Here is a 24,683-nt window from a genome sequence, read left to right as displayed (position 1 = left end):
CGAGCTCGCTACCCCCCGTAGCTCTGCACCAAGCTCCCCGCCACCAGCGACCAGCCGTCGACCAGCACGAAGAAGATCAGCTTGAACGGCAGCGAAATCGTCGCGGGTGGCAGCATCATCATGCCCATCGACATCAACACCGAGGCGACGACGAGGTCGATGATCAGGAAGGGGAGGAACAAGAGAAAGCCGATCTCGAAGGCGCGCTTCAGCTCGGAGATCATGAAGGCGGGCACGAGGATGCGAAGCGCGAGCTCGTCGGGGGTGGCGGGCGGCGGCTCGCCGGAGAGGTCCAGGAACAGCTTCAGGTCCTTCTCGCGCACGTTCTTCTGCATGAAGCCGCGCAAGGGAACGGAGGCGCGCTGGAGCGCGTCCTCGACGCTGATCTGATTGGCGACGAGCGGGCGGATGCCCTCGTCATAGGACTTTTGCAGGACCGGCCCCATTACGAAGAAGGTGAGGAACATCGCGAGCGCAATGATCACCGAATTCGGCGGCGCGGTCGCCGTACCCATCGCGGTGCGCAGCAGCGACAGCACGACCACGATGCGCGTGAACGAGGTCATCATGATCAGGATCGACGGTGCGATCGACAACACCGTGAGCAGCGCGATCAGCTGGATCGCGCGTTCGGTGACGCCGCCGCCACCAGCGCCGCCGCCGAGATTGATGCTGATGTCCTGCGCATGCGCCGGCATCGCGAGCGAAGCCGCGGCGATCAGGACAGAAACAAAAAGAACTCTACGCGGGAGGGTCGGCAGCCTCACGATGGCTTCGGACGGCCGAGCAGGGAGGCCATCTCGTCTTCGAGATTTTCAAAGCTGGTCTTTTCCGCGGCAGGCTTCGCCGGCGGGGCCGGTGGCTCGCTGCGTGCGGCGCGCGGGGGAGCGGCCGGCGGCTCCGGCGCAACCGGGGGCGCAATTGTTTCGCCGGCCGGGCGGCGAAGTGCTGCCTCTAACCGCTGCGCCATTTCGGCCAGATTCTGCTCGGCATTCGAGGGCGCGGCGGGAGCGGGAGCCGGCGGCGGAACGGGCGGAGCCTGCGGGACGGGTGGCGGCGGCGCGGCGGCGCGCTCGGCGCGGACGGGTGGCACCTTCACTGGCTCGCTCTGGCGCGGCGGACGCGGCATCAGCGGTGGCTCGGGGCGGGCAACGCGCGGCGGCAGCGGCTCAGGCCGGGGCTCGCGCTCGGGACGCGGAGCGAGCGGCTCGGGCGCAAAGCCTGCCAGCGGCGGCTCGCTGCGGCGTTCGGCCAAAGCGGGCGCGGGCCGGCGCACTTCGTCGGCGAAGGACGGGCGCGCGGGCCGCGGCGGCGGCTCGGGCATCTGCGGCTCGGGATGATCGAGCAATTCGGGGCGCGGGGCTTCGTCGGCCCAGCCGCCGGCATCGGGCATCGGCGCGAGGCGCGGCGGTTCAGCGGCGTTGGGACGCTGCGGGAGCTGGTCGCGGCCGGGCGCGGCGCGAACGATGTTGGGCTCGACCACGATGTCGGTGGGGCCACCGATCATCAGGAGATGCTCGACATTATCACGCCGGACCAGCACCAGCCGCCGCCGGCCGTCGACCGCGGCCGCATCGATCACGGCGAGCCGGGGCATCCTGCCGCGCTGGGTGTTGGCGCCGAGCCGCGTGCTGGCGAATCGACGGACCAGCCAAGCGGCGAGGCCGATCAACGCCAGTACGACGATGAACGCGACGATGAAGGTGATAGGGCTACCGTTCATACTTGTCCCCGGCAAATGGCGCTTCTTTCGTGCCCATGGTCAGATGCGCCAACCATCGGCGTCGGATGCCCCAAACTGCGATTTCTTAATGTCCCACGGCAAGTTTTGCCGTCCCCAACTCTTAATAACCTATGAATCGCTCGATCCAAAACGACTTCTTGGCCTGCGCATGCGCCGCCAAGCGGTTGGGTTAATGCCGCTTTTGGGGGCGTAGAATCACGGGATCACAAAACCCTGTCCCGCGCGGGGACATACGTTGAGGGCATCCTTAACCACCTGTTAACCATACACGCGGCAAATTCTGCCTAGCTTCGGGCCCCAAGGTTCGCAGCAGGCGGAAGGAGCCGCGACGATGTCCATCAATGACCTCCCGGTGCTGTCGGCGCTTCGCACCAAGATGCAGTGGCACCAGGAACGCCAGCGCGTCCTGTCCGAGAACGTCTCCAATTCCGACACGCCCAAATTCCGGCCGCGCGACCTGGTCGAGCCGAAGCTCGATAAGGCTGGCGCCGTCACCGGCTCGATGGGCCCCCTGGCGATGACCCGCACCAGCGGTTCCCACATGACGCCATCGGGCGCAGCCTCGGGATTCGACCAGAACAAGAATGCGGGTTTTGAAACACGCCCTGCTGGCAACGCCGTCAATCTCGAAGAGGAGATGATGAAGGCCGCCAGCAACCAGATGGATTACGCAGCAGCGACCTCGCTCTACTCGAAGAGCCTGCACCTGCTCAAGACCGCGATCGGCAAGGGCTAGAGCTAGAGGAAGCGCATCATGGCGAATGACAGCAGCGACTTTGCCCGCTCGATGGCGATTGCGACCTCCGGCCTGCGCGCGCAGGCGGGGCGCATGCGGGTGATCTCGGAAAACATCGCGAACGCGGATTCGACGTCGCAGAGCGCCGGCGGCGATCCCTATCGGCGCAAGGTGCCGACCTTCTCCTCGGCGCTGGACCGCACCCTCGACGCTCAGGTCGTCACCCTCGGCCGGATCAAGCCCGACCAGTCCAATTTCCGCACCAAATACGAGCCGAACAATCCGGCGGCGGATGCGACCGGCAACGTCAAATATCCCAACGTGAACTCGGTGGTCGAGATGACCGACATGCGCGACGCGCAGCGGTCCTACGAGGCCAACCTCAACATCATCAGTGCGACGCGCCGGATGATCCAGCGCACCCTCGACATCCTCAAGAGCTGAACAGGACATCTGAGCCATGGCAACACCGACAATTGCCGCCAATGCCTATGCAAACCTCGCCCGCGTGCTGGAAAACACCGCTGCCGGCAAGGGCAGCGAAGCGAGCGGGCAGTCCTTCGCTTCGCTCCTGAAAGACGCTGTCGGCAGCGTCATGGAGTCCGGCCGCAAGTCCGACGCGCAGACGGTGGCGATGGCCGCCGGCAAGGCCAACGTGATGGACGTGGTGACGGCGGTCGCCGACACCGACGTCGCGGTATCCACGCTGGTCTCGGTCCGCGACCGCGTGATCGCGGCTTATGAAGACATCATGAAGATGCCGATCTGATGAGGGGCGAATAGTGAGTGGCGAATGGCGAGTGGGGATGGTCTCCGCTTCGCCATTCGCTACTCGCCATTCGCGCTCGTCGAAGCGTGAGACAACCGAAAGCGAGCAAGTAGAATGACCGGACCCGAAACCCTCGACGTCGCGCGCGATGCGATCTGGACCATCGTCATCGTGTCATCGCCGCTGATGATCGTGGGGCTGGTGGTCGGCGTCATCGTGTCGCTGTTCCAGGCGCTGACGCAGATCCAGGAGCAGACGCTGATCTACGTGCCGAAGATTTTGGCCATCTTCGCCACGTTGCTGCTGGCGTTGCCCTTCATGGCCGACGCACTCCATTCCCACATGCTCCGTATCTCGTCGCGAATCATCGGCGGCTGAGGCACAGTGCGTCCGTCATGCGCATCGACGTCTCGCTGCTGCCGGCGCTCGCCGCTTCCTTCATGCTCGCCTTCGCCCGGATCGGTGCGATGGTGATGCTGTTGCCGGGTCTCGGCGAGACCAACATTCCGACGCGGATAAAGCTGTCGATCGCGCTGCTGCTCACGCTGATCATCCTGCCGCTGCACCGCAACGCCTACCAGGTCGACATGGGCTCGCTGGCGCCACTGCTGGTGCTGATGCTGCATGAGATCGTGATCGGCATCGTGCTGGGGGCAACCGCGCGCGTGACGCTGTCGGCGCTCCAGGTCGCCGGTGCCGTGATCGCGCAGCAGATGGGGCTCGGCTTCGTCACCTCGGTCGATCCGACGCAGGGACAGCAGGGCGTGCTGGTCGGCAATTTCCTGACCATGCTGGGCGTGACGCTGCTGTTTGCCACCGACAGCCATCATCTGGTGATCGCAGCGCTGAACGACAGCTACACGATCTTCTCGCCGGGCGAGACCGTGTCGAGCGGCGATGTTGCGGCGCTTGCGACGCGCGCCTTTTCCGCGGCGTTCCTGCTCGGCCTGCAGCTCTCGGGGCCCTTCCTGGTGTTCGGCCTAGTCTTCAACATCGGGCTTGGCGTGCTGGCGCGGTTGATGCCGCAGATGCAGGTCTATTTCGTCGGAGTGCCGCTCTCGATCTTCGCCGGCTTCCTGGTGCTCGCCGTGGTGCTCACGGCGATGATGGGCACGTATCTGGATTACTTCATCGGTGTCATGCACCAGATGATGCCGCTGAAATAGGTGATCGATGGCGGAAGACAACGATCCAGAGAGTCAAACAGAAGACCCGACGCAAAAACGTCTCGAAGAAGCGCTCGAACGCGGCGACGTTGCGAAAAGTCAGGAGATCAACACCTGGTTCATGATCGCAGGCGGCACGCTCGTGGTCTCGACCTTCTCGGGCTCGGTCGGCAGCGGGCTGATGACGCCGATGCGCAACCTGCTCGCCAACTCCTGGATGATCAAGACCGACGGCAGGGCTCTGCTCGTGCTGATGCAGCAGATCGAAGTCGCCGTGCTCGCGGCGCTCGGCGTGCCGCTCTTGATGCTGGTGCTGGCAGCCATTGCCGGCAACATGCTCCAGCACCGGCTGGTGTGGTCGGCCGAATCGCTCACGCCCAAATTCAGCAAGCTGTCGCCCGCCGAGGGCTTCAAGCGCATCTTCGGCAAGCAGGCGGCGGCCAATTTTCTCAAGGGCATCGGCAAATTGATCGTGCTCGGCGTGGTCATGACCACGATCCTGTGGCCGGAGCGGCATCGCATGGAGGCGATGGTCAAGCTCGATCCGGCAGCCATGCTGGGTGCCACCACCAGCCTGACCATCCATCTGCTCGGCGCGGTGGTTGCGGCGCTCGCGATCATCGCCATCGGCGACTATTTCTTCCAGTATCGCAGCTGGTTCCAGCGGCAGAAGATGTCGCTCCAGGAGATCAAGGAAGAGTTCAAGCAGTCCGAAGGCGACCCGCACATCAAGGGCAAGATCAGGCAATTGCGCCAGCAGCGCTCCAGGAAGCGCATGATGGCAGCGGTTCCCAAGGCCGCCGTGATCATCACCAACCCGACCCACTATTCGATCGCACTGTCCTACGAGCGCGGCATGTCTGCGCCGATCTGCGTCGCCAAGGGCGTCGACAATATCGCTTTCAAGATCCGGGAAGTCGCGCGGGCGCACGACATCCCGATCGTCGAGAACGTTCCGCTGGCCCGCGCGCTCTACGCCACCGTCGAAATCGACCAGGAAATCCCGACCGAGCACTACCATGCAGTCGCCGAAATCATCGGCTACGTCATGCGGCTGAAGAGCGGCTTCGGCGCCGGGCGGTGATAAAAACACCCGAAAAACACCGGAAATGGCTGTAATCTGGGAATCAGCGTACCTTTCACCTTCGCTGCCCTTGCGTCTGCGGGTCCAATTCAGGCAGGGAGGACCCCGCGCGCTGCTTAGCGCGTTGATTCTCTGCCGACAGGCTGCGCCAGTTTGAGATGACTGCCGAGACCGATCACGACCTCACGCGAGAGCCCGTTGCGGCGCACGAGCCGTCGCCGCGCTCGGGCAGCATTGTGCTGGTGCTGCTGGTGGCCGCCGGCCTGGTCGCGGTTGCCATCGGACTGATGACGCTCGGGCGTGCGGCTGCGCAGCCCTATATCCTCGGTATCCTTGCCGTGCTGGCGATGGTCGGCCTGTTCAACCTGTTCGCCTTCGCCGCCGGCATCATCCGCTTCGTCGACCGCAATCTCGACGATCCCGTGATGGGCCGCATCGCCGACCACGCCTTCGACGGCCTCGCGGTGACCGATCCGCGCGGCCATGTGGTCTATTCCAACGCCGCCTATCTGACGCTGACCGGTGCCACCGGTCCGCAGGAGGTGCGCCCCGTCGAGCGCGTCTTCATCGGCAACCCCGACGTCTCGGAAGCCGTGTTCCGCCTGCTCAAGGCCGCCCGCGAGGGCAAGCGCCAGCAGGAAGAGGTGCGCATCTCCGGCCAGGATGGCAGCCAGGGCCGCTGGCTGCGCATGCGCGTGCGCCCGCTCGGCACCGGCAAGCGCGAAACGAAGTATGCGGTGTGGTCGATCTCCGACATCACCCGCGACCGCGAGCGCCAGGAGGACGTGTTCCAGGAACTCCAGCACGCGATCGAATATCTCGATCACGCGCCGTGCGGCTTCTTCTCGGTCAATCCGGCCGGCGAGCTTGCCTATGTCAACGCGACGCTGGCGAACTGGCTCGACTACGATCTCGCCGAGATCGGCTCGGGCGGCTTGAAGCTCACCGACATCGTCTCCGGCGACGGCGCCTCGCTGCTCACCGCGATCGTGGCGGTGCCGGGCGAGGTGAAGACCGAGGTCTTCGACATCGATTTGCGCATGCGTACCGGCAAGACCATGCCGGTGCGGCTCTATCACAAGCTCGCCTTCGGTGCCGACGGTGCGCCGGGGCCGTCGCGCACGCTGGTCATCAGCCGCGCCCGCGACGAGCGCAGCGATCCTGATCGTGCCGCCGAAGTGCGCTTCATGCGCTTCTTCGACCATACGCCGATGGCGATCGCGACCGTTGACCGCGGCGGCAATGTGGTGCGCGCCAACGCACGCTACGCCAAGCTCGGGCAGGCGCTCGGGCTCGACACCAGCAGCAAATCGATCTTCCGCGCGGTCAATGCGCGCGACCGTCATCTGCTGATCGCAGCCATCAACCAGGCGGCCGAAAACCAGGCCGATATCGCGCCGGTCGAGGTCGCGCTCGAAGGCACCAAGGAGCGCTGGGGCCAGTTCTTCGTCACGCCGGTCGACGGGGCCGAGAACGACGCGGAAGCGGCGATCGTCCACATGCTCGAGACCACCGAGCGGCGTGCGCTGGAAAACCAGATCAACCAGTCGCAGAAGATGGAGACGGTCGGCCAGCTCGCCGGCGGCATCGCCCACGACTTCAACAACGTGCTCTCCGCCATCATGATGGCGAACGACTTCCTGCTGAACGCGCACAAGCCGACCGACCCGTCGTTCCAGGACATCATGCAGATCAAGCAGAACGCGACGCGCGCTGCGACCCTGGTGCGGCAGTTGCTGGCGTTCTCGCGGCGGCAGACGCTGCGGCCGCAGGTGCTCGATCTCGGCGATGCGCTCTCCGACCTCGCCATGCTGCTGCGGCGCCTGATCGGCGAGAAGGTCAAGCAGGAGACCATCCATGGCCGCGACCTCTGGCCGGTCAAGGTCGACGTCTCCCAGTTCGAGCAGGTGATCGTCAACCTCGCGGTGAATGCGCGCGACGCCATGCCGGAAGGCGGCAAGCTGATCATCCGCACCGCCAACGTCACCGCGGAAGAAGCCGCCAAGCTCGCCTACAAGGGCATGCCGGCTGCGGACTATGTGCGGATCGAGGTTGCCGATACCGGCACCGGCATTCCCGCCGACATTCGCGACAAGATCTTTGAGCCGTTCTTCTCGACCAAGGAAGTCGGCAAGGGTACCGGCCTCGGGCTCTCGACCGTCTACGGCATCGTCAAGCAGACCGGCGGCTTCATCTACGTCGATTCCGAGCCGGGGCAGGGCACCTCGTTCCACATCTTCCTGCCGCGCCATCATGCCGAGCCGGAAGTGCAGGTCGAGCAGCCGGCGGCGGTTGTCGCCACCAATGGCGCCGCGAAGGAAGCCGCGTCCGCTGCGGAAGCGAAGCCGCGCACCGATCTCACGGGGCAGGGCACCATCCTTCTGGTCGAGGACGAAGAGGGTCTTCGCGCGCTCAACGCACGCGGCCTGCGCTCGCGCGGCTACACCGTGGTCGAGGCCGAGAACGGCGTCGAGGCGATGGAGTTGCTCGACGAGCAGAGCGGCGGGATCGATCTCGTCGTCTCCGACGTCGTGATGCCTGAGATGGACGGCCCGACGCTGCTCAAGGCGATGCGCGAGAAGAATCCCGACATCAAGTTCATCTTCGTCTCCGGCTACGCCGAGGACGCCTTCGAGAAGAGCCTGCCCGAGGGCCAGCAGTTCGACTTCCTGCCGAAGCCGTTCACGCTGAGCCAGCTCGTGGCGGCGGTGAAGGAGACGATGGCGAAGGCGGGGTAGGTCAGCGCGGTCTTTCCTCGTTCTCCGTCGAGGACGGGGGAAAAAGCGGAATTCACCGCGTTAACCCGCCGGTAACCCGAGACCATTGTTCCCCCGCCCCCCGGCAACCCCCCGTCAAATATGGGCTTTTGCCACATCCCCGCGACTGAGGGCCGCAGCCATGGGTTCCGAAACCGTCTTCACTTTTGGGGAAGTCTGCCCATCTTATGGATACGTCCCCATGCCGGGGATTTGGGAAACGCACATGACTTTCTCGCAACGGTCCCGCACTCTCTTCAAGACGATTGCCGTCGTGCTGGCGCTTGCGCTGCCGACCGCGCTCGCCATCTCGTCCGCTGACGCCCGCGTCGGCGGCGGCATGTCCTCGGGTTCGCGCGGTTCGCGCACCTATTCGGCCCCGCCGTCGACCACGACGGCGCCGGGCTCGGCCTCGCAGTTCAACCGCACCTACACCCAGCCGGGTGCAGGCATGAATTCGGCCGCGGCTGCGCCTGCACGCGGCGGCCTGTTCGGTCGCGCCGGCGGCTTCATGGGCGGCCTTGCAGCCGGCTTCCTCGGCGCAGGCCTCTTGGGCATGCTGTTCGGTGGCGGCCTGTTCGGCGGCCTCGGTGGCCTGTCGTCGATTTTCGGCCTGATCATCCAGATCGTGCTGGTGGTGTTCGTGGTGCGGCTGGCGATGTCGTGGTGGCAGCGCCGCCACACGCCGCAGGCGGCTTATGCAAATGCTAACGCCGCTGCCGGTCCCGGACCGCAGACGAATAATCGCAGCGGTATCGGTGGCTTCGGTTTCGGCAGTGCCAACAACGCGCCGCTCGAGATCAAGCCTGACGATTATGAGGCGTTCGAGCGCCTGCTCGGCGATGTCCAGGCTGCGTGGTCGAACGAGGATGTGGCCAAGCTGCACACGCTGGCGACCCCGGAGATGGTTTGTTACTTCGAGCGGGATCTCGGCGAGAACCGCGCGCGCAACGTCGTCAACAAGGTCACGAATGTGAAGCTGTTGCAGGGCGACCTCGCGGAATCCTGGCGCGAAGGCGAGACCGACTACGCCACGGTGGCGCTGCGCTTCGGGCTCACCGACAAGACGGTTGACCGCAACACCGGCGCAATCGTCGCCGGCAGTGAGCAGCCGGGCGAGGCGACCGAAGTCTGGACCTTCGCCCGCCGTCCGGGCGGTGCCTGGGAATTGTCGGCGATCCAGCAGACCAACTGATCGCAGACGTAGCGACATGGAAGGGCGTCGTGCCTCGGCACGGCGCCCTTTTTGTTTGGGCGGCACGTTTCCTCTCCAGGCGGCCATTCGGGCGAAGCACTTAATTGCTTGTTGGCCGCGCCGAGCTCCCGCAATTTCGCGCCTGCGAGTTGGAGAAGGAGATATCCGGTGAACCAGTCTGTCGCGCGCTCCAGGACAAATCACGAGGCCATCGTCAGGAATTCGTCCCTGCTGCTGGAGGCGATCGAAACGGCGTATGACCGGATCGAGGCCGAGCGCGACCGCAATTGCTGGATCCATCTCCGCCCGCGGGAGGAGGCGCTCGAACAATGCCGTAAGCTCGTGGCGCGCGCGCGGACGGGCGAAAATCTTCCGCTGCTCGGCATTCCCTTTGGCGTGAAGGACAATATCGATGTCGAGGGAATGCCGACCACTGCCGCATGTCCGGCGTTCAGCTACACGCCCTGGCATTCCGCGCACAGCGTCGAACGCCTCACCGCGGCCGGCGCAATTTGCCTCGGAAAGACCAATCTCGATCAGTTCGCCACAGGCCTGTCTGGCGCACGTTCGCCCCATGGTGCCTGCGCATCGGTGGCCGATGCGCGCTATGTTGCGGGCGGCTCCAGTTCCGGGTCCGCGGTCGCCGTGGCGGCCGGGCACGTCGTCTTCGCGCTCGGCACCGATACCGGCGGCTCGGGGCGCATACCTGCCGGGTTCAACAACATCGTCGGAATCAAGCCGACAATTGGGCTGGTGTCATCACGCGGGCTGGTGCCGAATTGCCCGACGATCGATTGCGTTTCGGTGTTCTGCAATAGCGTCAGCGATGGCGAGGCGATCCTCGACATCATCGAAGGGTTCGATTTCGAAGATCCCTACAGCCGCCTGCCCAGAACCTTTCTCCCCGCCAACGGGGCGGCGCCATCGTTCCGGTTCGGCCGCCTTGCGTCGGCAGATCTCGAATGCTTCGGGATGCCGGAATGCGGCGAACTCTATGAGCGCGCCTGCGAGCGTTTTGCGCAGATCGGCGGAACGGCGATCGAGGTGGACTTCGCCCCGTTCCGCCAAGCCGGGGAGTTGATGTTCAGCGGTCCCTGGGTGGCGGAGCGGCACTCGGCCATCGCTACGCTCGTGGACGTCGAATCCAGTTCCTTGCTCGATGTCACGAGGACCGTGCTGGGCTCAGCCGCAGGTTATTCGGCGACCGACACGTTTGGTGCCATTCACCGGCTGCACCGGCTTCGCCGCAACGCCGAGGCGATCTTTGCGGGCATCGATGCGCTTGTGGTCCCGACCGCACCGCGGCCGTTCACGCTGGAGGAGATGCAGCGCGATCCGATCACCCTCAACAATCGTCTTGGCTACTACTCGTACTTTGCCAATCTGCTCGATCTCTGCGGCGTGGCTATTCCGAACGCGACATTGCCGAACGGCATGCCGATGGGCGTGACCCTGCTGGCACCGGCCTGGCATGATCGCGCGCTGATCGGACTGGCGCGGCGGTTCGAGGCCAGTGCAGGCGGAGCGGCGTTCGAATTAAAACCGGGCGGCTGAAGCACGGATATTATTCCGCAGACTGCCCGAGCATGGAAAGATCCAGGATCGAAATCATGGATCTGTCGTATCGGATCACGCCGTCCTCCTGGAGCCGCGCGAGCTGCACCGTCACCCATTGGCGGGTGGACCCGATGAGATTGGCGAGGTCGCCGTGGGTAAACGGCATGCCGACGACGATTTCGCCGTCGCGCTTCACGCCGTAGACGTGCGACAGGAAGATCAGCAGGCTGTGCAGCCGCTCGGTCACCGAGCGTGTTCCGAGCATCTGGGCCATCGCCGAATAGCATCGCGCCTTGAATGCGAGGGCATCCAGCAAGGCGACGGCGATCGTCGGCGATTCCAGCGCAAGCCGCCGCAGCGCCGGTCCGGGCATGAACGTCAACCGGCTGCGTTCGGCCGCAACCGATGTCCACATGTGCGGGCCGGTTCCGAAGATGTCGGGGCCGCCGACGAAGTTGCCGGGAAACCAGTAGGCGAGCGTAACCTCGCGCCCCGACGGCGCCGCATAGTAGCTGCGTATGCGCCCCTCGCTGATCAGGTAGATCCCGGCCTGTGCGTCGCCCTGGGACCAAACCAGTTGGCCGGTTTCCAGGAGCTTTTCGCGGCCGATCGCACGCAAGCGATTGCAATCAGCGCGGTTGAGACCATCCAGCAAGCCCGGCAGCGGTCTGACCAGACCGTCCGACTCCGCCAGCATCACACCCGCCGCTATCGCGCTGTTCGCCCTGTGCATCGCCGGCTCCGCATGTGAGACCCGGCGTCGATTATTCAAGAACCATGCCAGCCCGTTGCGATCCGCTTCACGATTGGCGGGCTCCGGCGATCAGTTCGCGTCCGACTGATTGAACGCCCGCAACCCTTCTGCGCGGATGACGTCGAGACAATCCTTCTTGAGGGCAAGATAGGCCGGCTCGAGCATGACGGAGCTCGACCGCGGGCGCGGCAGCTTGACCGCGACTTCGCGCAAGATGCGGCCGGGTCCTGCGCTCATGATGAGAACGCGGTCGGCCAGCACGATGGCTTCGTCGATGTCATGCGTGACGAACACGATCGTCGCCTTGATCCGGTCGCGCAGCGCCAGCAGATTGTCCTGCATCACCGCCCGGGTCTGCGCGTCGAGAGCCCCGAAGGGCTCGTCCATCAGCAGCACGCGGGGCTGATTGGCCAGCGCGCGCGCGATCGCCACGCGCTGTTGCATGCCGCCGGACAGCGTGTTCGGATAGGCGTCGGCGAAACGCGTGAGACCGACCATCGCGATCAGATTGTCGGCGATGGCATTCGCTTCCGTCCTGGACTTTCCAAGCATCCTGGGGCCATGGGCGATGTTCCTGCGGACGGACTTCCAGGGAAAGAGATGCGGCTGCTGGAACACCATGCCGACATCGGGGCGCGGACTGTAGACAGGCGCGCCCTCCACCAGGATGTCGCCTTCAAACGGCACTTCCAGTCCGGCGATCGTATTGAGCACCGTCGACTTGCCGCAGCCGGAAGGCCCGACGATGCAAACGAACTCGCCGGGCGCCACGTCAAAGGAAACGCGATCCACCGCGATGTTCTGCCCGCGGTTGGTGTCGAAAACGATGCTCAGGTTCGAGACCTGAATGGCCGGTTGTTTCCGCACCTCCTCGACGGAGGCCGACGAACTTGCCAGGGCCAGTTTCATGCTCGATCGAGGTCCCGACATCAGCGCCACCAGACAAGCCGTTCCGCAAGAGCCGCAAACAGCCTGTCGGCAATGAACGAAATCAACCCGAGCGCTGCGAGCCCGCCCATGACCTGGCCGGTTTGCAAATTCTGCTGCGCAATCTCGATCCTATAGACGATGCCGGCGAAAGCGCCGGCCAGTTCGGCCGCGACAAGCGTGTAAAAGGAGATGCTGACGGCGGTGCGCAGCCCGACCACGATGTAGGGAAGCGCGCCCAACAGCACGATCTCCTGCAGCATCTGCCGCCGGGGCGTGCCAAGCATCAACGCCGCCCGAACCAGGCCGCGGTCGACCTTCTGCACGCCGATGTGGGTCGAAAGCCACACCGTGAAGAACACGCCCCATACGACGAGGAACAGCTTTCCCGCCTCCGACAGGCCGAACCAGAGGATGACGATCGGCACGAAGGCAATCGGCGGAATCGGCCGCAGGATATGGAATAGCGGAGACAGCAAGCTCGAGATAACGGGGAATTGGCCGGTGAGAATGCCGAACAGGATGCCGAGCGCGCCGCCGATGATGAACCCCGTGGTGACGCGAAAGAGGCTGGCCAGCAGATCGCCAAAGAACTGTCCGCTACGTATCCACTCGAGCACGGCAGCAGCAACCACCGTCGGCGGCGGGAACAGCACCATGTTGACGGCCCCGGAGCGGGAGACGAGTTCCCAGAGGCAGACGAACAAGGGAAGCGACAGCGCCCCGACCAGAATATTGAGACGGCGAAGACGAACCGAATCCGGCCGCCGCGCGCGACCGCCGGTGCGGATGGCAATCGCGCGTCGTGTTGAAGTGGCTTCCTGCATGGCCGTGCGGGCGCCTATTTCCACGACAGGGTGACGCGTGTGGGATCGACCTTCTTCAGCGACTCGGTGACGACGACCTTGCTGAAGTCGGGCATCACCGCTCCCGGAGGATGGTTGCCGCTCTCGAGGCGCCATGCGGAGTGGGTCTTGAGAATCTCGATCAACCGGTCGTCGAGACGCACCCGGTAAACATAGTCGGCCCAGATCGGGGCGAGTTCATCCCGCTTCATGCCGACCGCCTCCGCCACGGCCGTGATCGCTTCATCCGGGTGTGCTTTCATCCAGACCTCGGCATCGATCAGTGCGGCGATGAACTTCTCGACCAGGGCAGGGTTGGCGTCCAGGTAGGACCTCATGACGACAATATTGAACGTCTCGGAGTAGGTGCCCTTTGTATCGACCTCAGCGACGGCTTCGCCCAGGGCCTTCTTCGCGTTGGCGACGTGGGGCTCCCAGGTATCGAACGCGTCGATGCTTCCGGCCGCAAGTGCCGGCAGCATCTCCTGCGGCCGCAGATTGACGAGGGTGACATCCTTGGGCGTCAATCCCGCCGACTTCAGCAAGGTCGCCGTGTAAACCTCGCTACCGGTGCCGGCCGTGAATCCGATTCGCTTGCCGCGAAGATCTGCCTTGGTCTTGACGCCGGCCTTGGCCGCGACGAGCGTCTTGAGATCGGAATATTCCATGCCGGCGACGAAGGCGATGGGCTGGTTTGCCATCGCCGAAGCGGTGACGGGGGCCTCCGCCGTCGTCGCGATGTCGGCACCGCCCCCGATCACGGTGTCCAGACACTGCTTGCCGGAGGTGAAGTTCGAGACCGTGATGTCCAGTCCGTGCTTTTCGAAAATCCCCTTCGATTTGGCGACGATCGCAAGGCCGGAGATAGGTCCGAGATTTTGCGCCAGCCGGGCTTTGAGCAGTTCCGCGGCCGAGGCGCGGTCCGGACCGATGGCAAGACCAATGGCGAGGCAGCAAAGCGAGGCATAACCGGCAATTGCCGCGATTGGGCGGACGGTGTTCCAGTGCATGACGATCTCCCCTCGCGCCGCGCTCGGCGGCAGCCCCGATGTGATCGCGGATACCGCCCCGAACGGTCCCGCAGCAGATCCCGCGTCCTCCCCTGGGCGATCGCTTGAGGATCGTCCCACATTGGTATGCTCGCCCGGCGCCACGGTCCCGGGAAGCAATTAATCGACACGGCTTTCGGGGCGCCCGCGCCGCCGCCGCGTGCTACGTTGGTCGGGACCCCCCCAACGCTCACGGACCCCCTCCCATGAAATACGAGCTCTATTACTGGCCCGAGATCCAGGGCCGCGGCGAATATGTGCGGTTGGCGCTGGAGGAGGCGGGGGCGGCTTACGTCGACGTCGCGCGGGGGGCGCGCGGGACGGCTGCGATGATGAAGATGATGGACGCGCACGGCACGCCGCCCTTTGCGCCGCCGTTCCTGAAAGCCGGCAAGCTCGTCATCGGCCAGACCGCCAACATCCTGCTCTATCTCGGCGCCCGCCATGGGCTCGCGCCGAAGACGGAGGCCGGCAAACTCTGGCTGCACCAGCTTCAGCTAACGATCACTGATCTCGTACTGGAGATTCACGACACCCATCACCCGCTCGGGCCTTCGCTCTACTATGAGGACCAGAAGCCGGCGGCGAAGAAGCGCACGGCCGATTTCTGGACGGAGCGCGTGCCGAAATATCTCGGTTATTTCGAGCAGCTCCTTGAGAACAAGGGCGGCGCCTATGTCACCGGCCGTAAGCTCACCTACGTCGATCTCTCGCTGTTCCAGATCGTCGACGGGCTGCGCTACGCCTTTCCCAGACGTATGAAGGCGTTCGAGAAAGACATCCCGGGCCTCGTCGGCCTGCGCGACCGCATTGCCGCGCGGCCGAACATCAAGGCCTATCTCGAAAGCGAGCGCCGCATTCCGTTCAACGAGCAAGGCATCTTCCGACGCTACAAGGAGCTCGACGATTAGCCGGTCCGGAGGGGGCTGGCGGCAGCCCCCGTTCCGGACCGGCCGTTTCAGGCGCGATCAGTCGCCCGAACGCGTCGTGGCTCCCGAGCATCTGTGCGCGCTCCGGGCCAGATCGATGGTTTGAATCATCGGGGACGGGAGCGAGCTCATGCTCGTCGGGGCAGGGGGGTTTGCAGAACATCGTCGCGTCTCCCTTGAATGGGTGCGGGTTCCCTCTAGCGGGGTTCGGTTGCGGCGACGTCAGTCGATCGGAGGAGAGCGAACGCTTTTCCGTGCAGTGCCGAGGGGAGTGATGCGCACTCACCACACGCGAGGCAGCAGGCGATAGCGCACGCGCGTCGCATAGTCGGAATAGCCCGGCAAGCCCTCGCGCAGCGTGCGCTCCTCGATGCGGATGCGGACCGCGAACAGGACGAGGAAGACGGGCGTCATCGCCACTCCCCACCACGAGCCCAGCAGCAGCGACACGCCGGCGAAGAACAACATCATGCCGCTGTACATGGGATGGCGCACATGTGCGTAGGGCCCGGTCGAGATCACGCGCTGCGCGCGCTCCGCTTGCAGCTTCACCACGGGCGCGGCGAACGAGTTTTCGCGGAACACCCAGAGGGTGAACAGCGTAGAGGCGAGGTACAGCACCAGGCCGAGCACCTGGAGCGCAACCGGCATGTCCGAGGCGAGATGCCGCCGGTCGAGCCCCATCGCCGCTAGCCAGGCCAGCATCGCGACGACGAACACGGTCATGAACACCTTGTCGGCCGCAGGCTGGTCCCTTTGCAAAACCGGCCGCAGACGTTCGGCGAGTAGCGCGGGATCTATCCGATAAAGCCACCAGCCGCAGAGCGGGCCGAGCAGGCCGCAGGTCGCGAGGAACACCCAGGCCGACGGCCAGTGCAAGGTCCCGGCGCACGCGAACAGCAGCGCGCCCATCCCGACGGTAGTGATCGTATTCTGCAACAGCAGTTTTGCGATCATGCGCAGATCTCAGGGTCAGCCGCGCACGATGTTGGGCCCGCTATCCGGCAAAGATGCGGCCGGACACGCGAAAGGCCCGATCGACTGGATCGGGCGTTTCATCCTTGATGGGCCTGATCAGGCGAGCTGATCGATCCGCGTGCCCTGACCCGGCGGCAGCGGCGCGGGCGGCGTCGGCTTGTAGGTCGGGTCGCTGTCCTTGGTCTTGCTCTGGTCGTCCTGCTGCTTGGTCGTGTCGTAGCTCGGCACCACGATCGCGATCGGCGGCGGTGCTACGGTCGAAACACTCATCCACAAATCCTCACACATGGAAACAATTGACCTTGCCCTGCGAGGGACGAAACTTCCGTCAAGCCAATCGTTAAAATGCGAGGGATTTGGTGTGGCGGGATGAGGCCGCTTTCGCGTTGTATGATTTCGAGGGACGCTTGCCCTCTCCTCGTCATTGCGAGGAGCCCTTGCGACGAAGCAATCCAGACTGTCGCCGCAGAGGGACTCTTGATTGCTTCGCTGCGCTCGCAAAGACGAGGAGAGAGCGAGCGCCCTTCTACTCGTCCTTGCCGCGCGTGATCACGATGGACGCGTCCGTCTTGGTGCGGGTGCATTCCATATTGAGACGCCGGTAGCGCATGACGACCTTGTCACCGCGCAACAATCCCATCCGCTTCAGGCAGCGTGTCGCGCCCGTCGTGGTGTCGTCCTTCGTCACGGTGAAGACGATCGCCGCCATCGATCCGACCAGCGCAAAGAACTCCGGCGTCGGCTTGCGATCGCCCTTGGCATAGAGCTCGATGGAATATTTGTCGCCGCGGCAGGCCACGGACAACTCCTTGGCCGCCGGATGGGTCAGGTAGACGACGTTGGCGGCGCGAAAGTTCACCTTGAGGCGGTCGACCTGGTTCGACAGCTCCTTGGCGCTGTCGTCGCAGCGATCGGCGCGCGCGGGCGAGGCGAGGGTCACAAGGCCGGTGATGGCGGCGGCGACCAGGATCGCGCCGCGGACGTTCAGTTTGAAAATCATGATGGAAAGCCCCTTAGGCCGCGCATTCAAGCGTCGGCGGAGGCGAAGCGCAAGGGGTGCGCCGAAGTCTTCCCGAGCATCATGATGGGCTCGCGGCCCGGCTGGTCCTCGCCGGAAGAGGGCCGCCATGCCGCCGAATCGGGATGCCCCGACCGCGCCGGAACGCCTTCCCTTTACGGGAAAAAAGCTTAGAACGCTTCTATGCTGAGAGGCCCGAGAGGGCTCCAAAACCCCGAGATTCGCTCCATGAACGCTCCCACCGCTTTTCCCGACCCCGCAAAACCCGTTCCGCCCTACAAGCACACCCCGCTGTTTCCCCTGGGCAAGGACGAGACGCCCTACAAGAAGATCACGGCCGAGGGCGTCAGGGTCGAGAAGGTTTTGGGGAAAGACATGCTGGTGGTGTCGCGCGAGGCGCTGCGGGCGCTGTCGGAGGCGGCCTTTGGCGACATCAACCATTATCTGCGGCCCGGCCATCTGAAGCAGCTCCGCGCGATCCTGGAGGACAGCGAGGCGAGCCCGAACGACAAATTCGTCGCGCTGGACTTTTTGAAGAATGCCAACATCGCGGCCGGCGGCGTGCTGCCGATGTGCCAGGACACCGGCACCGCGATAATCATGGGCAAGAAGGGCTGCAACGTCATCACCGACGGTGACGACGAGGCCGCGCTGTCGGAAGGCGCGCGCGATGCTTACCTGCGTCGCAATTTGCGCTACTCGCAGGTCGCGCCGCTCTCGATGTACGAGGAGAAGAACACCGCCAACAACATGCCGGCGCAGTGCGAGATCTACGCCGAGGGCGATGACGCCTACAAGTTCATGTTCATGGCCAAGGGCGGCGGCTCCGCCAACAAGAGCTTTCTGTTCCAGGCAACGCCCTCTGTGCTGACCAAGGACCGGCTGCTCGCCTTCCTGAAGGAGAAGGTGTTGACGCTGGGCACCGCGGCATGCCCGCCCTATCACCTCGCCATCGTGATCGGCGGCACCTCGGCCGAGCTCTGCATGAAGACGGTGAAGCTCGCTTCCGCCCGCTATCTCGACGCACTGCCGACACACGGTTCGCCTGACGGCAACGCGTTTCGCGATATCGAGATGGAGCAGGAAATCCTGAAGATGACGCAGTCGCTCGGCGTCGGCGCGCAGTTCGGCGGCAAATATTTCTGCCACGACGTGCGGGTGATCCGCCTGCCGCGCCATGGCGCCTCGCTGCCGATCGGGCTTGGCGTGTCCTGCTCGGCCGACCGACAGGTGCTCGGCAAGATCACCAGGGACGGCGTCTATCTGGAAGAGCTCGAGCACAACCCGGCGCAATACCTGCCGCAGGTCGAGGAGTCGCTTGGCGGCGAGGTCGTCAAGATCGACCTCAACCAGCCGATGAAGGACATTTTGGCGACGTTCTCGAAGTACCCGACCAAGACACGGGTGTCGATGAGCGGCACCATGATCGTCGCGCGCGATTCCGCCCATGCCAAGCTGCGCGAGCGGCTGGAGAGGGGCGAGCCGCTGCCGGATTACTTCAAGAACCACCCGGTCTATTACGCCGGTCCGGCCAAGACGCCCGAGGGCTACGCCTCCGGCGCGTTCGGTCCGACCACCGCGGGCCGCATGGATTCCTTCGTCGATCAGTTCCAGGCCGCCGGCGGCTCGATGGTGATGGTGGCCAAGGGCAACCGCGCCCCCGCCGTGCGCGAGGCCTGCAAGAAGTATGGCGGCTTCTATCTCGGCTCGATCGGCGGTGCGGCGGCGAACCTCGCCGAGCACTGCATCAAGAAGGTCGAGGTGCTCGAATATCCCGAACTCGGCATGGAAGCGATCTGGCGCATCGAAGTCGTCGACTTCCCGGCGTTCATCATCATCGATGACAAGGGGAACGACTTCTTCAAGGAGCTGAATTTAGGCTGAGCTCTTCACCTCGCCCCGCTTGCGGGGAGAGGTCGGACTTTGCGCGTGGCGCAAAGTCCGGGTGAGGGGGACTCTCCACGAGTCCAACTGTCACCGTCCTCGCGGAGACTCCCCCTCACCCCAACCCTCTCCCCGCAAGCGGGGCGAGGGAGACGAGAGAGCTAACTGCAATTCGTGACCTGGTTCGAGCACAGCGAGCGCCACCAGCCGCGGACGCCGTCCTGGCTCTCGACCAGACCCCAGAGCCCGCTGCAGGCAAAGATGCGCTTCGGGCCGCCGTCGGTCGATCGCGCCGCCGAGCTCGCGCTGGGCCGGCATCCACTTCGCATCGACGAAGGGCGCCTGGAAAAGTCCGCCCATGCGCGTGGCGCCATTGGCGTAGGCGGCGCCGACCTTGTTCGACGCGACCCAGCCGCGCCCCGCATAGGGCTTTGGCGCGCTGCGCGGATATCGTTTCTCGTCTTCGTAGTCCTTGCCCGGCGGTTTTGCGCCTTCAGATCAGAAACCAGCCGTCCTTGAAACCGATGATGCGGAATTCGGTGAGCCAGCCGCTGTCGGGTGTGTTCTCGCTGCCGCCGAGCTTGAGTCGGTACGGCGGCGGCAGCGTTCCGAGCACGCGCGCCTTTGCCGACGGCTCGGCGCGCACGTTGAGGCCGCTTGGATCCTTGTCGATCGACCAGGCGCCGAGATCGCAGGGCTCGGTGCCGTCAGGCAGCGTTGCGCGCTTGGCTGAGAGGTCGGCGTGCAGCTTTGCGAAGTCAGTGTCGTCGTTGTCAGGATCCGGCCCGCGGCGCGGCTTCAGCTCGGCTGAGACCGCGCGCGCCGCATCCGGCGTCAGCGTGACGATGAGGGCCTGACGCGCGGCGAACACGCTGGCCGGCGTCTTCGGATCGTTCGACGTTGCGGGATAAACGGCAAGGTCGCCGGACGAACCATCGGTCCGATAGGCGAGGCCTGCGACATAGCCCGCGGGCACCATGGCGAGCGCGCTTGCGCGCCACGCCGGTTCGGTGTCATCCGCGCGCGCTTGTGTCGCGACACACAGGATCGTTGCAGCGATGAGACGGAGCACGCGCATCGGTGCAGCGCGGGCTTACGCGCGGGTGCCCGTGAACGGAAAACTGCCCATTGGGCCGATGCCCATCTCGCCGCTCATGCTGTCGCCCGAGACGGTGCCGATGAATTCTAGCGTCAACGGCATCGGATTGGTGATCGAAACCTTCCAATTGACGGCATCGCCACTGATGGTGCCGTCGAAGATCTCGGCAGAATTCCCATCGGCGCCCTGCGTGCCCGTCAGTGTGCCGCCGGAGCTCAGCAAGGTCAGCGTCGCCTGGCGTTCGCCCATCGGCGTCGTCATGGTCAGATTCCAGTTGCCGTCCACGGCCATTCGCGTCTCCCAACTTTTTTTCCGGGCGCCTTGCGACAATCCGCTGGGTTCGCCAGGGACGCCTATAGCCTAACTCGCGGGGCGTGCCTAACGCTCTCTTTGACGCGGTCTCAAGCGCGCGCGGCGCGAATGCGGCTGCCGACGAGGAGGCGGAAGGCGACGTACTGGATGGCAAACGCGGTGATCTTCGCGCCGACCAGAACCACCGAAATATAGAAGACCCACAGCTTCAGGTCGCCCGTCATGGCGACCGCGACGGTGCCTGCGGCGAGCACGAACATCAGCGCGGCCCAGGCGTAGCCCGCGACGGTGACGTATTCCGGAATGGTCTCGGTCACGATCGCCGGCAGGTATCGCAGCATCCAGCCGCGCTTGAGCATGATGAAGCCGATCGCGACATGTCCGATCGCGGGCTTTGCCAGCACGAAGCGCGGATCGTTGGTGAGCAGCGTTGCACCACCGAGCACGATGACGAGGCCGAGGCTTGCCCAGGTCATGTAGCCGAGCGCCTGACCCTTGATCCGCGACCATACCACCTGGCCGATGGCGCCGAGGATGGCGACCGCCGTTGCGAGGATGACGTTGTCGGTCGCGAGATAGATTACCACGAAGACGATGGTGGAAAGGAAGTCGGAGACGAGCCGGCGGAATACGTCTTTCATCGTCTGTCCTGTCTTCAATGAGATTGGGGCAGCGCGCGGGCGGGCGTACCGTACTTGATCTGGCGATATTCCGGATACCACTTTGTGAAATAGATCGCGCTGTTGCGGGCAGCGAAGGCGACTGCAAGGCTCGACCAGAGCGGCAGGCCGGGGAAGTAGAGCAGGGCAATGTTGGCGGCCGCCATCAGCAGCGCGGCTGCCGTCCAGGCACCTGTGATGATGTAATTGGCGGTGAGGAAGCCGGGGATCGCCGCGGTTTCGGCCGGGACCGATTCAACCGCGTATTGCAGCGTGAACGGACGGCGCACCAGCATCGAGCCGAGCGAGATGACGAAGATGCCGATATCGACCGACAGCTTGACACCGAGTGTGCCGAGCTTCGGGTCAATCAGCGCGAGGTAGAGGCCGATGGCAGCGAACAGGATCGCCGAGCCCACGGCCAGGATCTTCGCCGAGCGGCCGCGCGCAACATCGATTGCGACGGTGGCGAGGCAGATCGCGGAGGCCGTGAACACGCTTGAAATGGCTGACGTCACCAGCATCAGGAAGGTGTAAGCGCCGTAGGGCGCGAGGATCAGGAAAATCGCCATGGGCTGCTCGGTCAGGCTAATCTTTACGATGTAAAGATAAGTAGTTCAGGCGCGAGGCCGGGTCAAGTGAAATCTTTACAGTGTCAAAATGACGTAGGTAACCTCTAAAAGATGGAGCGCTGCAATGGCTTGGTCGGATGCCTCCTCGGCCAATTCCGCCCAGGGCAGGTGCGACAGGATCGGCAGCGCGGAGGCGATCAAGAGGCCCACGGCGAGCAGGATGCCGCCGTTGAAGATCGCAGGGCTGCTTCGCCGCGGCCGGATCATCTGGAGTGCGAGCGCGGTGCAGGTCAAAGCGAGGAAGGCGAGGCAGTCTGCGGTGATCGTGGGCATGTGCATGAAAAACTCCTCTACCGTCATTCCGGGCTCGACGCTTCGCGTCGCCCCGGAATGACGACGCGTTACTGCGCCCCCACCCAATTGCCGTGAAAGCCGTCGGGCACGCGGTGGCCGAGTTGCACCAGCGCGACGGGACCGGCCTCGACATCAGTGGCGTTGAACACGGCGAGGTCGCTGCGGTTGTCCCGCGCGCGCCAGACCACCGCGAGCAACCAGCCGTCGCCTTCCGCCGCGTCCTTCGACCGCTCGACGAACACCGGCTCGGAGATGGTGTCGCCGGCCGGCAGCAGATAATGGCCGAGCCGTTTTCCGGCGCCGTCGACATGGACGATGCCGGACAGCGCGCCGAACATCGGCAGCTTTGGGTTGGCGCAGGCGTACCAGCCGTGACGGCTCTTCAATCCGGCGCGGCGATCGTCGATGCGGGGGAATTCGCCGGTGAGGTCGTCGAGATAAATCTGCTGGAAGCGGTCGGTATTCCCTGAGAGATCGAAGGTCCAGCGGCAATGACGTGCAAACGATTTGTTGGGATTGGTGGGTGTGCCGTCGGGATGCGTAAACAGCGGTGCTTCCTCGAACTGCATGACGTCGGAGACGATGCGGTCATCCTCCTCCCACGCATTCATGACGTGGAAGACATAGCAGGCTTCGCCGCGGAACCAGACGATGTCCCTCGCGGTGCCGTTGCGCTTCATCACGCCGACATAAGCACCTTTCTCCGGCTCCCAGGCATAGGGCGGCCGTCCGCTCATCGCGCGCTCCATGCTGCCGGTAATGGGCAGGATCGGAAACAGCACATGGTTCTCGGTGACGATGAAATCGTGGACCATGCTGGCATAGGGCGCCTCGAAGCGTTCGAAGCGCGTGGCCTTGCCGGAAGCATCGATCGATCCGTAAGAGAGGGCTGATGTCAGCGGCCCCGCGGCGTTGTAGCCGAAGAACACCAGCTCGCCGGTCACAGGGTCGACCTTTGGATGCGCGGTAAAACTACCGGCGACGCGGCCCTGATAATTGTGATAGCCGCGCGTTGCCAGCGTGCCCGGCTCGATCTCGGTCGGCAGGTGCGCTTCTTCGAGCGCCAACAGCTTGCCGGCATGGAAGATGATGTTGGTGTTGGCGACGCCGCCGTCGGTGATGGTCGCCGGCGCATCCGGCAGCTTGCGGCCGAAGCCGCCGAACAGGGCACGGCCGGCATCGTGCTCGGCGAGCCATTTCGGCGTGCGGACCCAGCGGTTGCGATAGCTGGCGCGGCCGTTCTCGAGATGGAAGGCGTGCAGCATGCCGTCGCCGACGAACCAGTGCGCGCCGGGGGAATCGAACTGCGGATTGGGCCCGTTGCGATAGAGCACCCCGTTCAGCTCGCGCGGCAATTCGCCGACGATCTTCAGGACGGGCGCGTCGGCCTCGAATGGAATCGGCGCGATATTATTGCGGCGCTCTGTGACGGCAGCCTGCTGCATAGCGTATCCTTCCCTATCTTTACATCGTAAAGATGAAATAACCTTGCCGGCGGTTCTGGTCAAGCGAAATCTTTACACTGTCAATATTGCGTCATATAGCTTGGCGCATGGGCAAAAGTGAAACCAGGACTGAAACCGCGCGCGTCGCGCGCACTCCGAAGAAGGCGTCAGCCACACCGTCGCGTCCTGCGCGACGGCCAGCGGCCGCGAAGGCCGAGACGCCGTATCATCACGGCGCGCTGCGCGAGGCGTTGCTCGAGGCCGCCGAGCGGGTGTTGGAGCGCGACGGGCTCTCCGGCCTGACGCTGCGCGCGGTGGCGCGCGAGGCGGGTGTCTCGCATGCCGCGCCCACCCATCATTTCGGCGATCTTACCGGCCTTCTCAGCGAGCTTGCGGCCGTCGGCTTCCGCCAGTTCAACGCCGCGATGGCGTCGTCCTGCGATGCTGCGACCACGCCGCTCGCGCGCGCGCTGGCGCGGCCGAAAGCCTATGTCGCCTATGCGCAGGCCCATCCCGGCATGTATGGCATCATGTTCCGCACCGAACGGCTCGATTATTCCCGGCCCTCGCTGAACGAGGCGGCCGAAGCTTCTTTCGCCGGGCTTGCCAATGCCATCGGCATGATGCGGCAGGAGCAGATCAGCGGCGATGCGCTGACGCTGAACCAGGGCGCCGCCATCGCGCGTGCCTGGTCGATGGTGCACGGCTTCACCATGCTGCTGCTCGATGGGCGCCTCGAGGACATTTTGGGGCGGCTGCCGGAGGGCACGACGCCCGAACGCCTGTTCGAGACGATGCTGATGGCGCCGGTCACGGGCAAGCTGCCCGGCCCCTGATCGATCGGGATAGCC

Annotated in this window: 26 protein-coding genes and 1 pseudogene; 12 read left to right on the top strand and 15 right to left on the bottom strand. The window is 64.6% G+C overall.

What is annotated here, in order from left to right:
* Window positions 1-8: 8 nt before the first annotated feature.
* Window positions 9-767, bottom strand: a complete 759-nt coding sequence (gene fliP, locus IVB29_RS29790; RefSeq protein ID WP_247506947.1) for a flagellar type III secretion system pore protein FliP — start codon at window positions 765-767, stop codon at window positions 9-11.
* Window positions 764-1,723, bottom strand: a complete 960-nt coding sequence (locus IVB29_RS29785) for a flagellar biosynthetic protein FliO (protein ID WP_247506946.1) — start codon at window positions 1,721-1,723, stop codon at window positions 764-766. The genes fliP and IVB29_RS29785 overlap by 4 nt, the downstream gene beginning before the upstream one ends.
* A gap of 352 nt (window positions 1,724-2,075) precedes the next feature.
* Between IVB29_RS29785 and flgB the strand changes: the two genes are divergently transcribed.
* From flgB to atzF, 9 genes are all read left to right on the top strand, one after another.
* Window positions 2,076-2,480 carry a flagellar basal body rod protein FlgB gene (gene flgB, locus IVB29_RS29780; protein WP_247506945.1) on the top strand — a complete coding sequence of 135 codons (405 nt, stop codon included), beginning with the start codon at window positions 2,076-2,078 and terminating at the stop codon, window positions 2,478-2,480.
* A gap of 18 nt (window positions 2,481-2,498) precedes the next feature.
* Window positions 2,499-2,924 carry a flagellar basal body rod protein FlgC gene (flgC, locus tag IVB29_RS29775; RefSeq protein ID WP_027567607.1) on the top strand — a complete coding sequence of 142 codons (426 nt, stop codon included), beginning with the start codon at window positions 2,499-2,501 and terminating at the stop codon, window positions 2,922-2,924.
* 16 nt (window positions 2,925-2,940) lie between these two features.
* Window positions 2,941-3,249, top strand: coding sequence for a flagellar hook-basal body complex protein FliE (gene fliE / locus IVB29_RS29770; RefSeq protein ID WP_247506944.1), 309 nt, complete (start codon window positions 2,941-2,943; stop codon window positions 3,247-3,249).
* A 114-nt stretch (window positions 3,250-3,363) separates the two neighbouring features.
* Window positions 3,364-3,627: a flagellar biosynthesis protein FliQ gene (fliQ, locus tag IVB29_RS29765; RefSeq protein ID WP_247506943.1), complete on the top strand. Its 264-nt coding sequence runs from the start codon at window positions 3,364-3,366 to the stop codon at window positions 3,625-3,627.
* A 17-nt stretch (window positions 3,628-3,644) separates the two neighbouring features.
* A complete protein-coding gene (gene fliR, locus IVB29_RS29760; RefSeq protein WP_247506942.1) occupies window positions 3,645-4,415 on the top strand; it encodes a flagellar biosynthetic protein FliR in 771 nt (256 codons plus the stop codon).
* A gap of 7 nt (window positions 4,416-4,422) precedes the next feature.
* Entirely contained in the window at window positions 4,423-5,499 is a 1,077-nt protein-coding gene (gene flhB, locus IVB29_RS29755; protein ID WP_247506940.1) for a flagellar biosynthesis protein FlhB, read from the top strand.
* Window positions 5,500-5,657: 158 nt separating this feature from the next.
* The gene (locus tag IVB29_RS29750) at window positions 5,658-8,237 is read left to right on the top strand and encodes a PAS domain-containing protein (protein WP_247506939.1); all 2,580 of its coding nucleotides are present in this window, start codon (window positions 5,658-5,660) and stop codon (window positions 8,235-8,237) included.
* A gap of 220 nt (window positions 8,238-8,457) precedes the next feature.
* On the top strand, window positions 8,458-9,450 hold the full coding sequence (locus IVB29_RS29745) for a TIM44-like domain-containing protein (RefSeq protein ID WP_247506937.1): 993 nt from the start codon (window positions 8,458-8,460) through the stop codon (window positions 9,448-9,450).
* A gap of 168 nt (window positions 9,451-9,618) precedes the next feature.
* Window positions 9,619-11,004 carry an allophanate hydrolase gene (gene atzF, locus IVB29_RS29740; RefSeq protein WP_247506936.1) on the top strand — a complete coding sequence of 462 codons (1,386 nt, stop codon included), beginning with the start codon at window positions 9,619-9,621 and terminating at the stop codon, window positions 11,002-11,004.
* 10 nt (window positions 11,005-11,014) lie between these two features.
* Here atzF and IVB29_RS29735 read toward each other — a convergent pair whose 3' ends face one another.
* The 4 genes from IVB29_RS29735 to IVB29_RS29720 form a co-directional block, all read right to left on the bottom strand.
* Entirely contained in the window at window positions 11,015-11,740 is a 726-nt protein-coding gene (locus tag IVB29_RS29735; protein ID WP_247506935.1) for a Crp/Fnr family transcriptional regulator, read from the bottom strand.
* A 90-nt stretch (window positions 11,741-11,830) separates the two neighbouring features.
* Entirely contained in the window at window positions 11,831-12,670 is an 840-nt protein-coding gene (locus tag IVB29_RS29730; RefSeq protein ID WP_247506933.1) for an ABC transporter ATP-binding protein, read from the bottom strand.
* Between the two features lie 20 nt (window positions 12,671-12,690).
* Window positions 12,691-13,515 carry an ABC transporter permease gene (locus IVB29_RS29725; RefSeq protein ID WP_247506932.1) on the bottom strand — a complete coding sequence of 275 codons (825 nt, stop codon included), beginning with the start codon at window positions 13,513-13,515 and terminating at the stop codon, window positions 12,691-12,693.
* A gap of 14 nt (window positions 13,516-13,529) precedes the next feature.
* Window positions 13,530-14,687, bottom strand: coding sequence for an NrtA/SsuA/CpmA family ABC transporter substrate-binding protein (locus IVB29_RS29720; RefSeq protein ID WP_247506931.1), 1,158 nt, complete (start codon window positions 14,685-14,687; stop codon window positions 13,530-13,532).
* Window positions 14,688-14,788: 101 nt separating this feature from the next.
* Here IVB29_RS29720 and IVB29_RS29715 point away from each other — a divergent pair, with 101 nt between their 5' ends.
* The gene (locus IVB29_RS29715) at window positions 14,789-15,493 is read left to right on the top strand and encodes a glutathione S-transferase (protein ID WP_247506930.1); all 705 of its coding nucleotides are present in this window, start codon (window positions 14,789-14,791) and stop codon (window positions 15,491-15,493) included.
* Between the two features lie 300 nt (window positions 15,494-15,793).
* Here IVB29_RS29715 and IVB29_RS29710 read toward each other — a convergent pair whose 3' ends face one another.
* The 3 genes from IVB29_RS29710 to IVB29_RS29700 form a co-directional block, all read right to left on the bottom strand.
* Window positions 15,794-16,468, bottom strand: a complete 675-nt coding sequence (locus IVB29_RS29710) for an isoprenylcysteine carboxylmethyltransferase family protein (RefSeq protein WP_247506929.1) — start codon at window positions 16,466-16,468, stop codon at window positions 15,794-15,796.
* Window positions 16,469-16,585: 117 nt separating this feature from the next.
* The gene (locus tag IVB29_RS29705; protein WP_247506928.1) at window positions 16,586-16,759 is read right to left on the bottom strand and encodes a hypothetical protein; all 174 of its coding nucleotides are present in this window, start codon (window positions 16,757-16,759) and stop codon (window positions 16,586-16,588) included.
* A 256-nt stretch (window positions 16,760-17,015) separates the two neighbouring features.
* The gene (locus IVB29_RS29700; protein WP_247506927.1) at window positions 17,016-17,489 is read right to left on the bottom strand and encodes a hypothetical protein; all 474 of its coding nucleotides are present in this window, start codon (window positions 17,487-17,489) and stop codon (window positions 17,016-17,018) included.
* Window positions 17,490-17,735: 246 nt separating this feature from the next.
* Between IVB29_RS29700 and IVB29_RS29695 the strand changes: the two genes are divergently transcribed.
* Window positions 17,736-19,391: a fumarate hydratase gene (locus tag IVB29_RS29695; protein WP_247506926.1), complete on the top strand. Its 1,656-nt coding sequence runs from the start codon at window positions 17,736-17,738 to the stop codon at window positions 19,389-19,391.
* A 161-nt stretch (window positions 19,392-19,552) separates the two neighbouring features.
* On the opposite strand, the pseudogene IVB29_RS38595 reads toward IVB29_RS29695, so the two are convergent.
* The 6 genes and pseudogenes from IVB29_RS38595 to IVB29_RS29665 all read right to left on the bottom strand — a co-directional run bounded on the left by IVB29_RS38595 (window position 19,553) and on the right by IVB29_RS29665 (window position 23,832).
* Window positions 19,553-20,469 (bottom strand): annotated as a pseudogene (locus tag IVB29_RS38595) (SH3 domain-containing protein).
* A 15-nt stretch (window positions 20,470-20,484) separates the two neighbouring features.
* A complete protein-coding gene (locus tag IVB29_RS29685; RefSeq protein ID WP_247506924.1) occupies window positions 20,485-20,781 on the bottom strand; it encodes a hypothetical protein in 297 nt (98 codons plus the stop codon).
* A gap of 110 nt (window positions 20,782-20,891) precedes the next feature.
* Window positions 20,892-21,443 carry a septation protein IspZ gene (locus IVB29_RS29680; protein WP_247506923.1) on the bottom strand — a complete coding sequence of 184 codons (552 nt, stop codon included), beginning with the start codon at window positions 21,441-21,443 and terminating at the stop codon, window positions 20,892-20,894.
* A gap of 14 nt (window positions 21,444-21,457) precedes the next feature.
* The gene (locus tag IVB29_RS29675) at window positions 21,458-22,033 is read right to left on the bottom strand and encodes a hypothetical protein (protein ID WP_247506922.1); all 576 of its coding nucleotides are present in this window, start codon (window positions 22,031-22,033) and stop codon (window positions 21,458-21,460) included.
* A gap of 75 nt (window positions 22,034-22,108) precedes the next feature.
* Complete coding sequence (locus IVB29_RS29670; protein ID WP_247506921.1) at window positions 22,109-22,372, bottom strand: hypothetical protein; 264 nt, start codon at window positions 22,370-22,372, stop codon at window positions 22,109-22,111.
* Between the two features lie 62 nt (window positions 22,373-22,434).
* Window positions 22,435-23,832, bottom strand: a complete 1,398-nt coding sequence (locus IVB29_RS29665; RefSeq protein ID WP_247506920.1) for a carotenoid oxygenase family protein — start codon at window positions 23,830-23,832, stop codon at window positions 22,435-22,437.
* A 107-nt stretch (window positions 23,833-23,939) separates the two neighbouring features.
* Between IVB29_RS29665 and IVB29_RS29660 the strand changes: the two genes are divergently transcribed.
* On the top strand, window positions 23,940-24,668 hold the full coding sequence (locus IVB29_RS29660; RefSeq protein ID WP_247506919.1) for a TetR-like C-terminal domain-containing protein: 729 nt from the start codon (window positions 23,940-23,942) through the stop codon (window positions 24,666-24,668).
* The last annotated feature ends 15 nt before the right edge of the window (window positions 24,669-24,683 follow it).

This window comes from Bradyrhizobium sp. 1 (assembly GCF_023073315.1).
GTDB lineage: Bacteria > Pseudomonadota > Alphaproteobacteria > Rhizobiales > Xanthobacteraceae > Bradyrhizobium.
The sequence above is the reverse complement of the archived record's forward strand: the minus strand, read 5'-3'. Positions and strand labels throughout refer to the sequence as shown.

Coding starts and splice junctions, on each gene's coding strand:
- IVB29_RS29665 (WP_247506920.1), bottom strand. CDS start 23,832: ATGCAGCAGGCTGCCGTCACAGAGCGCCGCAATAATATCGCGCCGATT.
- IVB29_RS29670 (WP_247506921.1), bottom strand. CDS start 22,372: ATGCACATGCCCACGATCACCGCAGACTGCCTCGCCTTCCTCGCTTTG.
- IVB29_RS29730 (WP_247506933.1), bottom strand. CDS start 12,670: ATGAAACTGGCCCTGGCAAGTTCGTCGGCCTCCGTCGAGGAGGTGCGG.
- IVB29_RS29700 (WP_247506927.1), bottom strand. CDS start 17,489: ATGATTTTCAAACTGAACGTCCGCGGCGCGATCCTGGTCGCCGCCGCC.
- IVB29_RS29680 (WP_247506923.1), bottom strand. CDS start 21,443: ATGAAAGACGTATTCCGCCGGCTCGTCTCCGACTTCCTTTCCACCATC.
- IVB29_RS29675 (WP_247506922.1), bottom strand. CDS start 22,033: ATGGCGATTTTCCTGATCCTCGCGCCCTACGGCGCTTACACCTTCCTG.
- flgB (WP_247506945.1), top strand. CDS start 2,076: ATGTCCATCAATGACCTCCCGGTGCTGTCGGCGCTTCGCACCAAGATG.
- flgC (WP_027567607.1), top strand. CDS start 2,499: ATGGCGAATGACAGCAGCGACTTTGCCCGCTCGATGGCGATTGCGACC.
- IVB29_RS29685 (WP_247506924.1), bottom strand. CDS start 20,781: ATGGCCGTGGACGGCAACTGGAATCTGACCATGACGACGCCGATGGGC.
- IVB29_RS29710 (WP_247506929.1), bottom strand. CDS start 16,468: ATGATCGCAAAACTGCTGTTGCAGAATACGATCACTACCGTCGGGATG.
- IVB29_RS29695 (WP_247506926.1), top strand. CDS start 17,736: ATGAACGCTCCCACCGCTTTTCCCGACCCCGCAAAACCCGTTCCGCCC.
- IVB29_RS29735 (WP_247506935.1), bottom strand. CDS start 11,740: ATGCACAGGGCGAACAGCGCGATAGCGGCGGGTGTGATGCTGGCGGAG.
- fliE (WP_247506944.1), top strand. CDS start 2,941: ATGGCAACACCGACAATTGCCGCCAATGCCTATGCAAACCTCGCCCGC.
- IVB29_RS29660 (WP_247506919.1), top strand. CDS start 23,940: ATGGGCAAAAGTGAAACCAGGACTGAAACCGCGCGCGTCGCGCGCACT.
- IVB29_RS29715 (WP_247506930.1), top strand. CDS start 14,789: ATGAAATACGAGCTCTATTACTGGCCCGAGATCCAGGGCCGCGGCGAA.
- flhB (WP_247506940.1), top strand. CDS start 4,423: ATGGCGGAAGACAACGATCCAGAGAGTCAAACAGAAGACCCGACGCAA.
- fliQ (WP_247506943.1), top strand. CDS start 3,364: ATGACCGGACCCGAAACCCTCGACGTCGCGCGCGATGCGATCTGGACC.
- IVB29_RS29725 (WP_247506932.1), bottom strand. CDS start 13,515: ATGCAGGAAGCCACTTCAACACGACGCGCGATTGCCATCCGCACCGGC.
- IVB29_RS29785 (WP_247506946.1), bottom strand. CDS start 1,723: ATGAACGGTAGCCCTATCACCTTCATCGTCGCGTTCATCGTCGTACTG.
- IVB29_RS29745 (WP_247506937.1), top strand. CDS start 8,458: ATGCCGGGGATTTGGGAAACGCACATGACTTTCTCGCAACGGTCCCGC.
- IVB29_RS29705 (WP_247506928.1), bottom strand. CDS start 16,759: ATGAGTGTTTCGACCGTAGCACCGCCGCCGATCGCGATCGTGGTGCCG.
- IVB29_RS29750 (WP_247506939.1), top strand. CDS start 5,658: ATGACTGCCGAGACCGATCACGACCTCACGCGAGAGCCCGTTGCGGCG.
- fliR (WP_247506942.1), top strand. CDS start 3,645: ATGCGCATCGACGTCTCGCTGCTGCCGGCGCTCGCCGCTTCCTTCATG.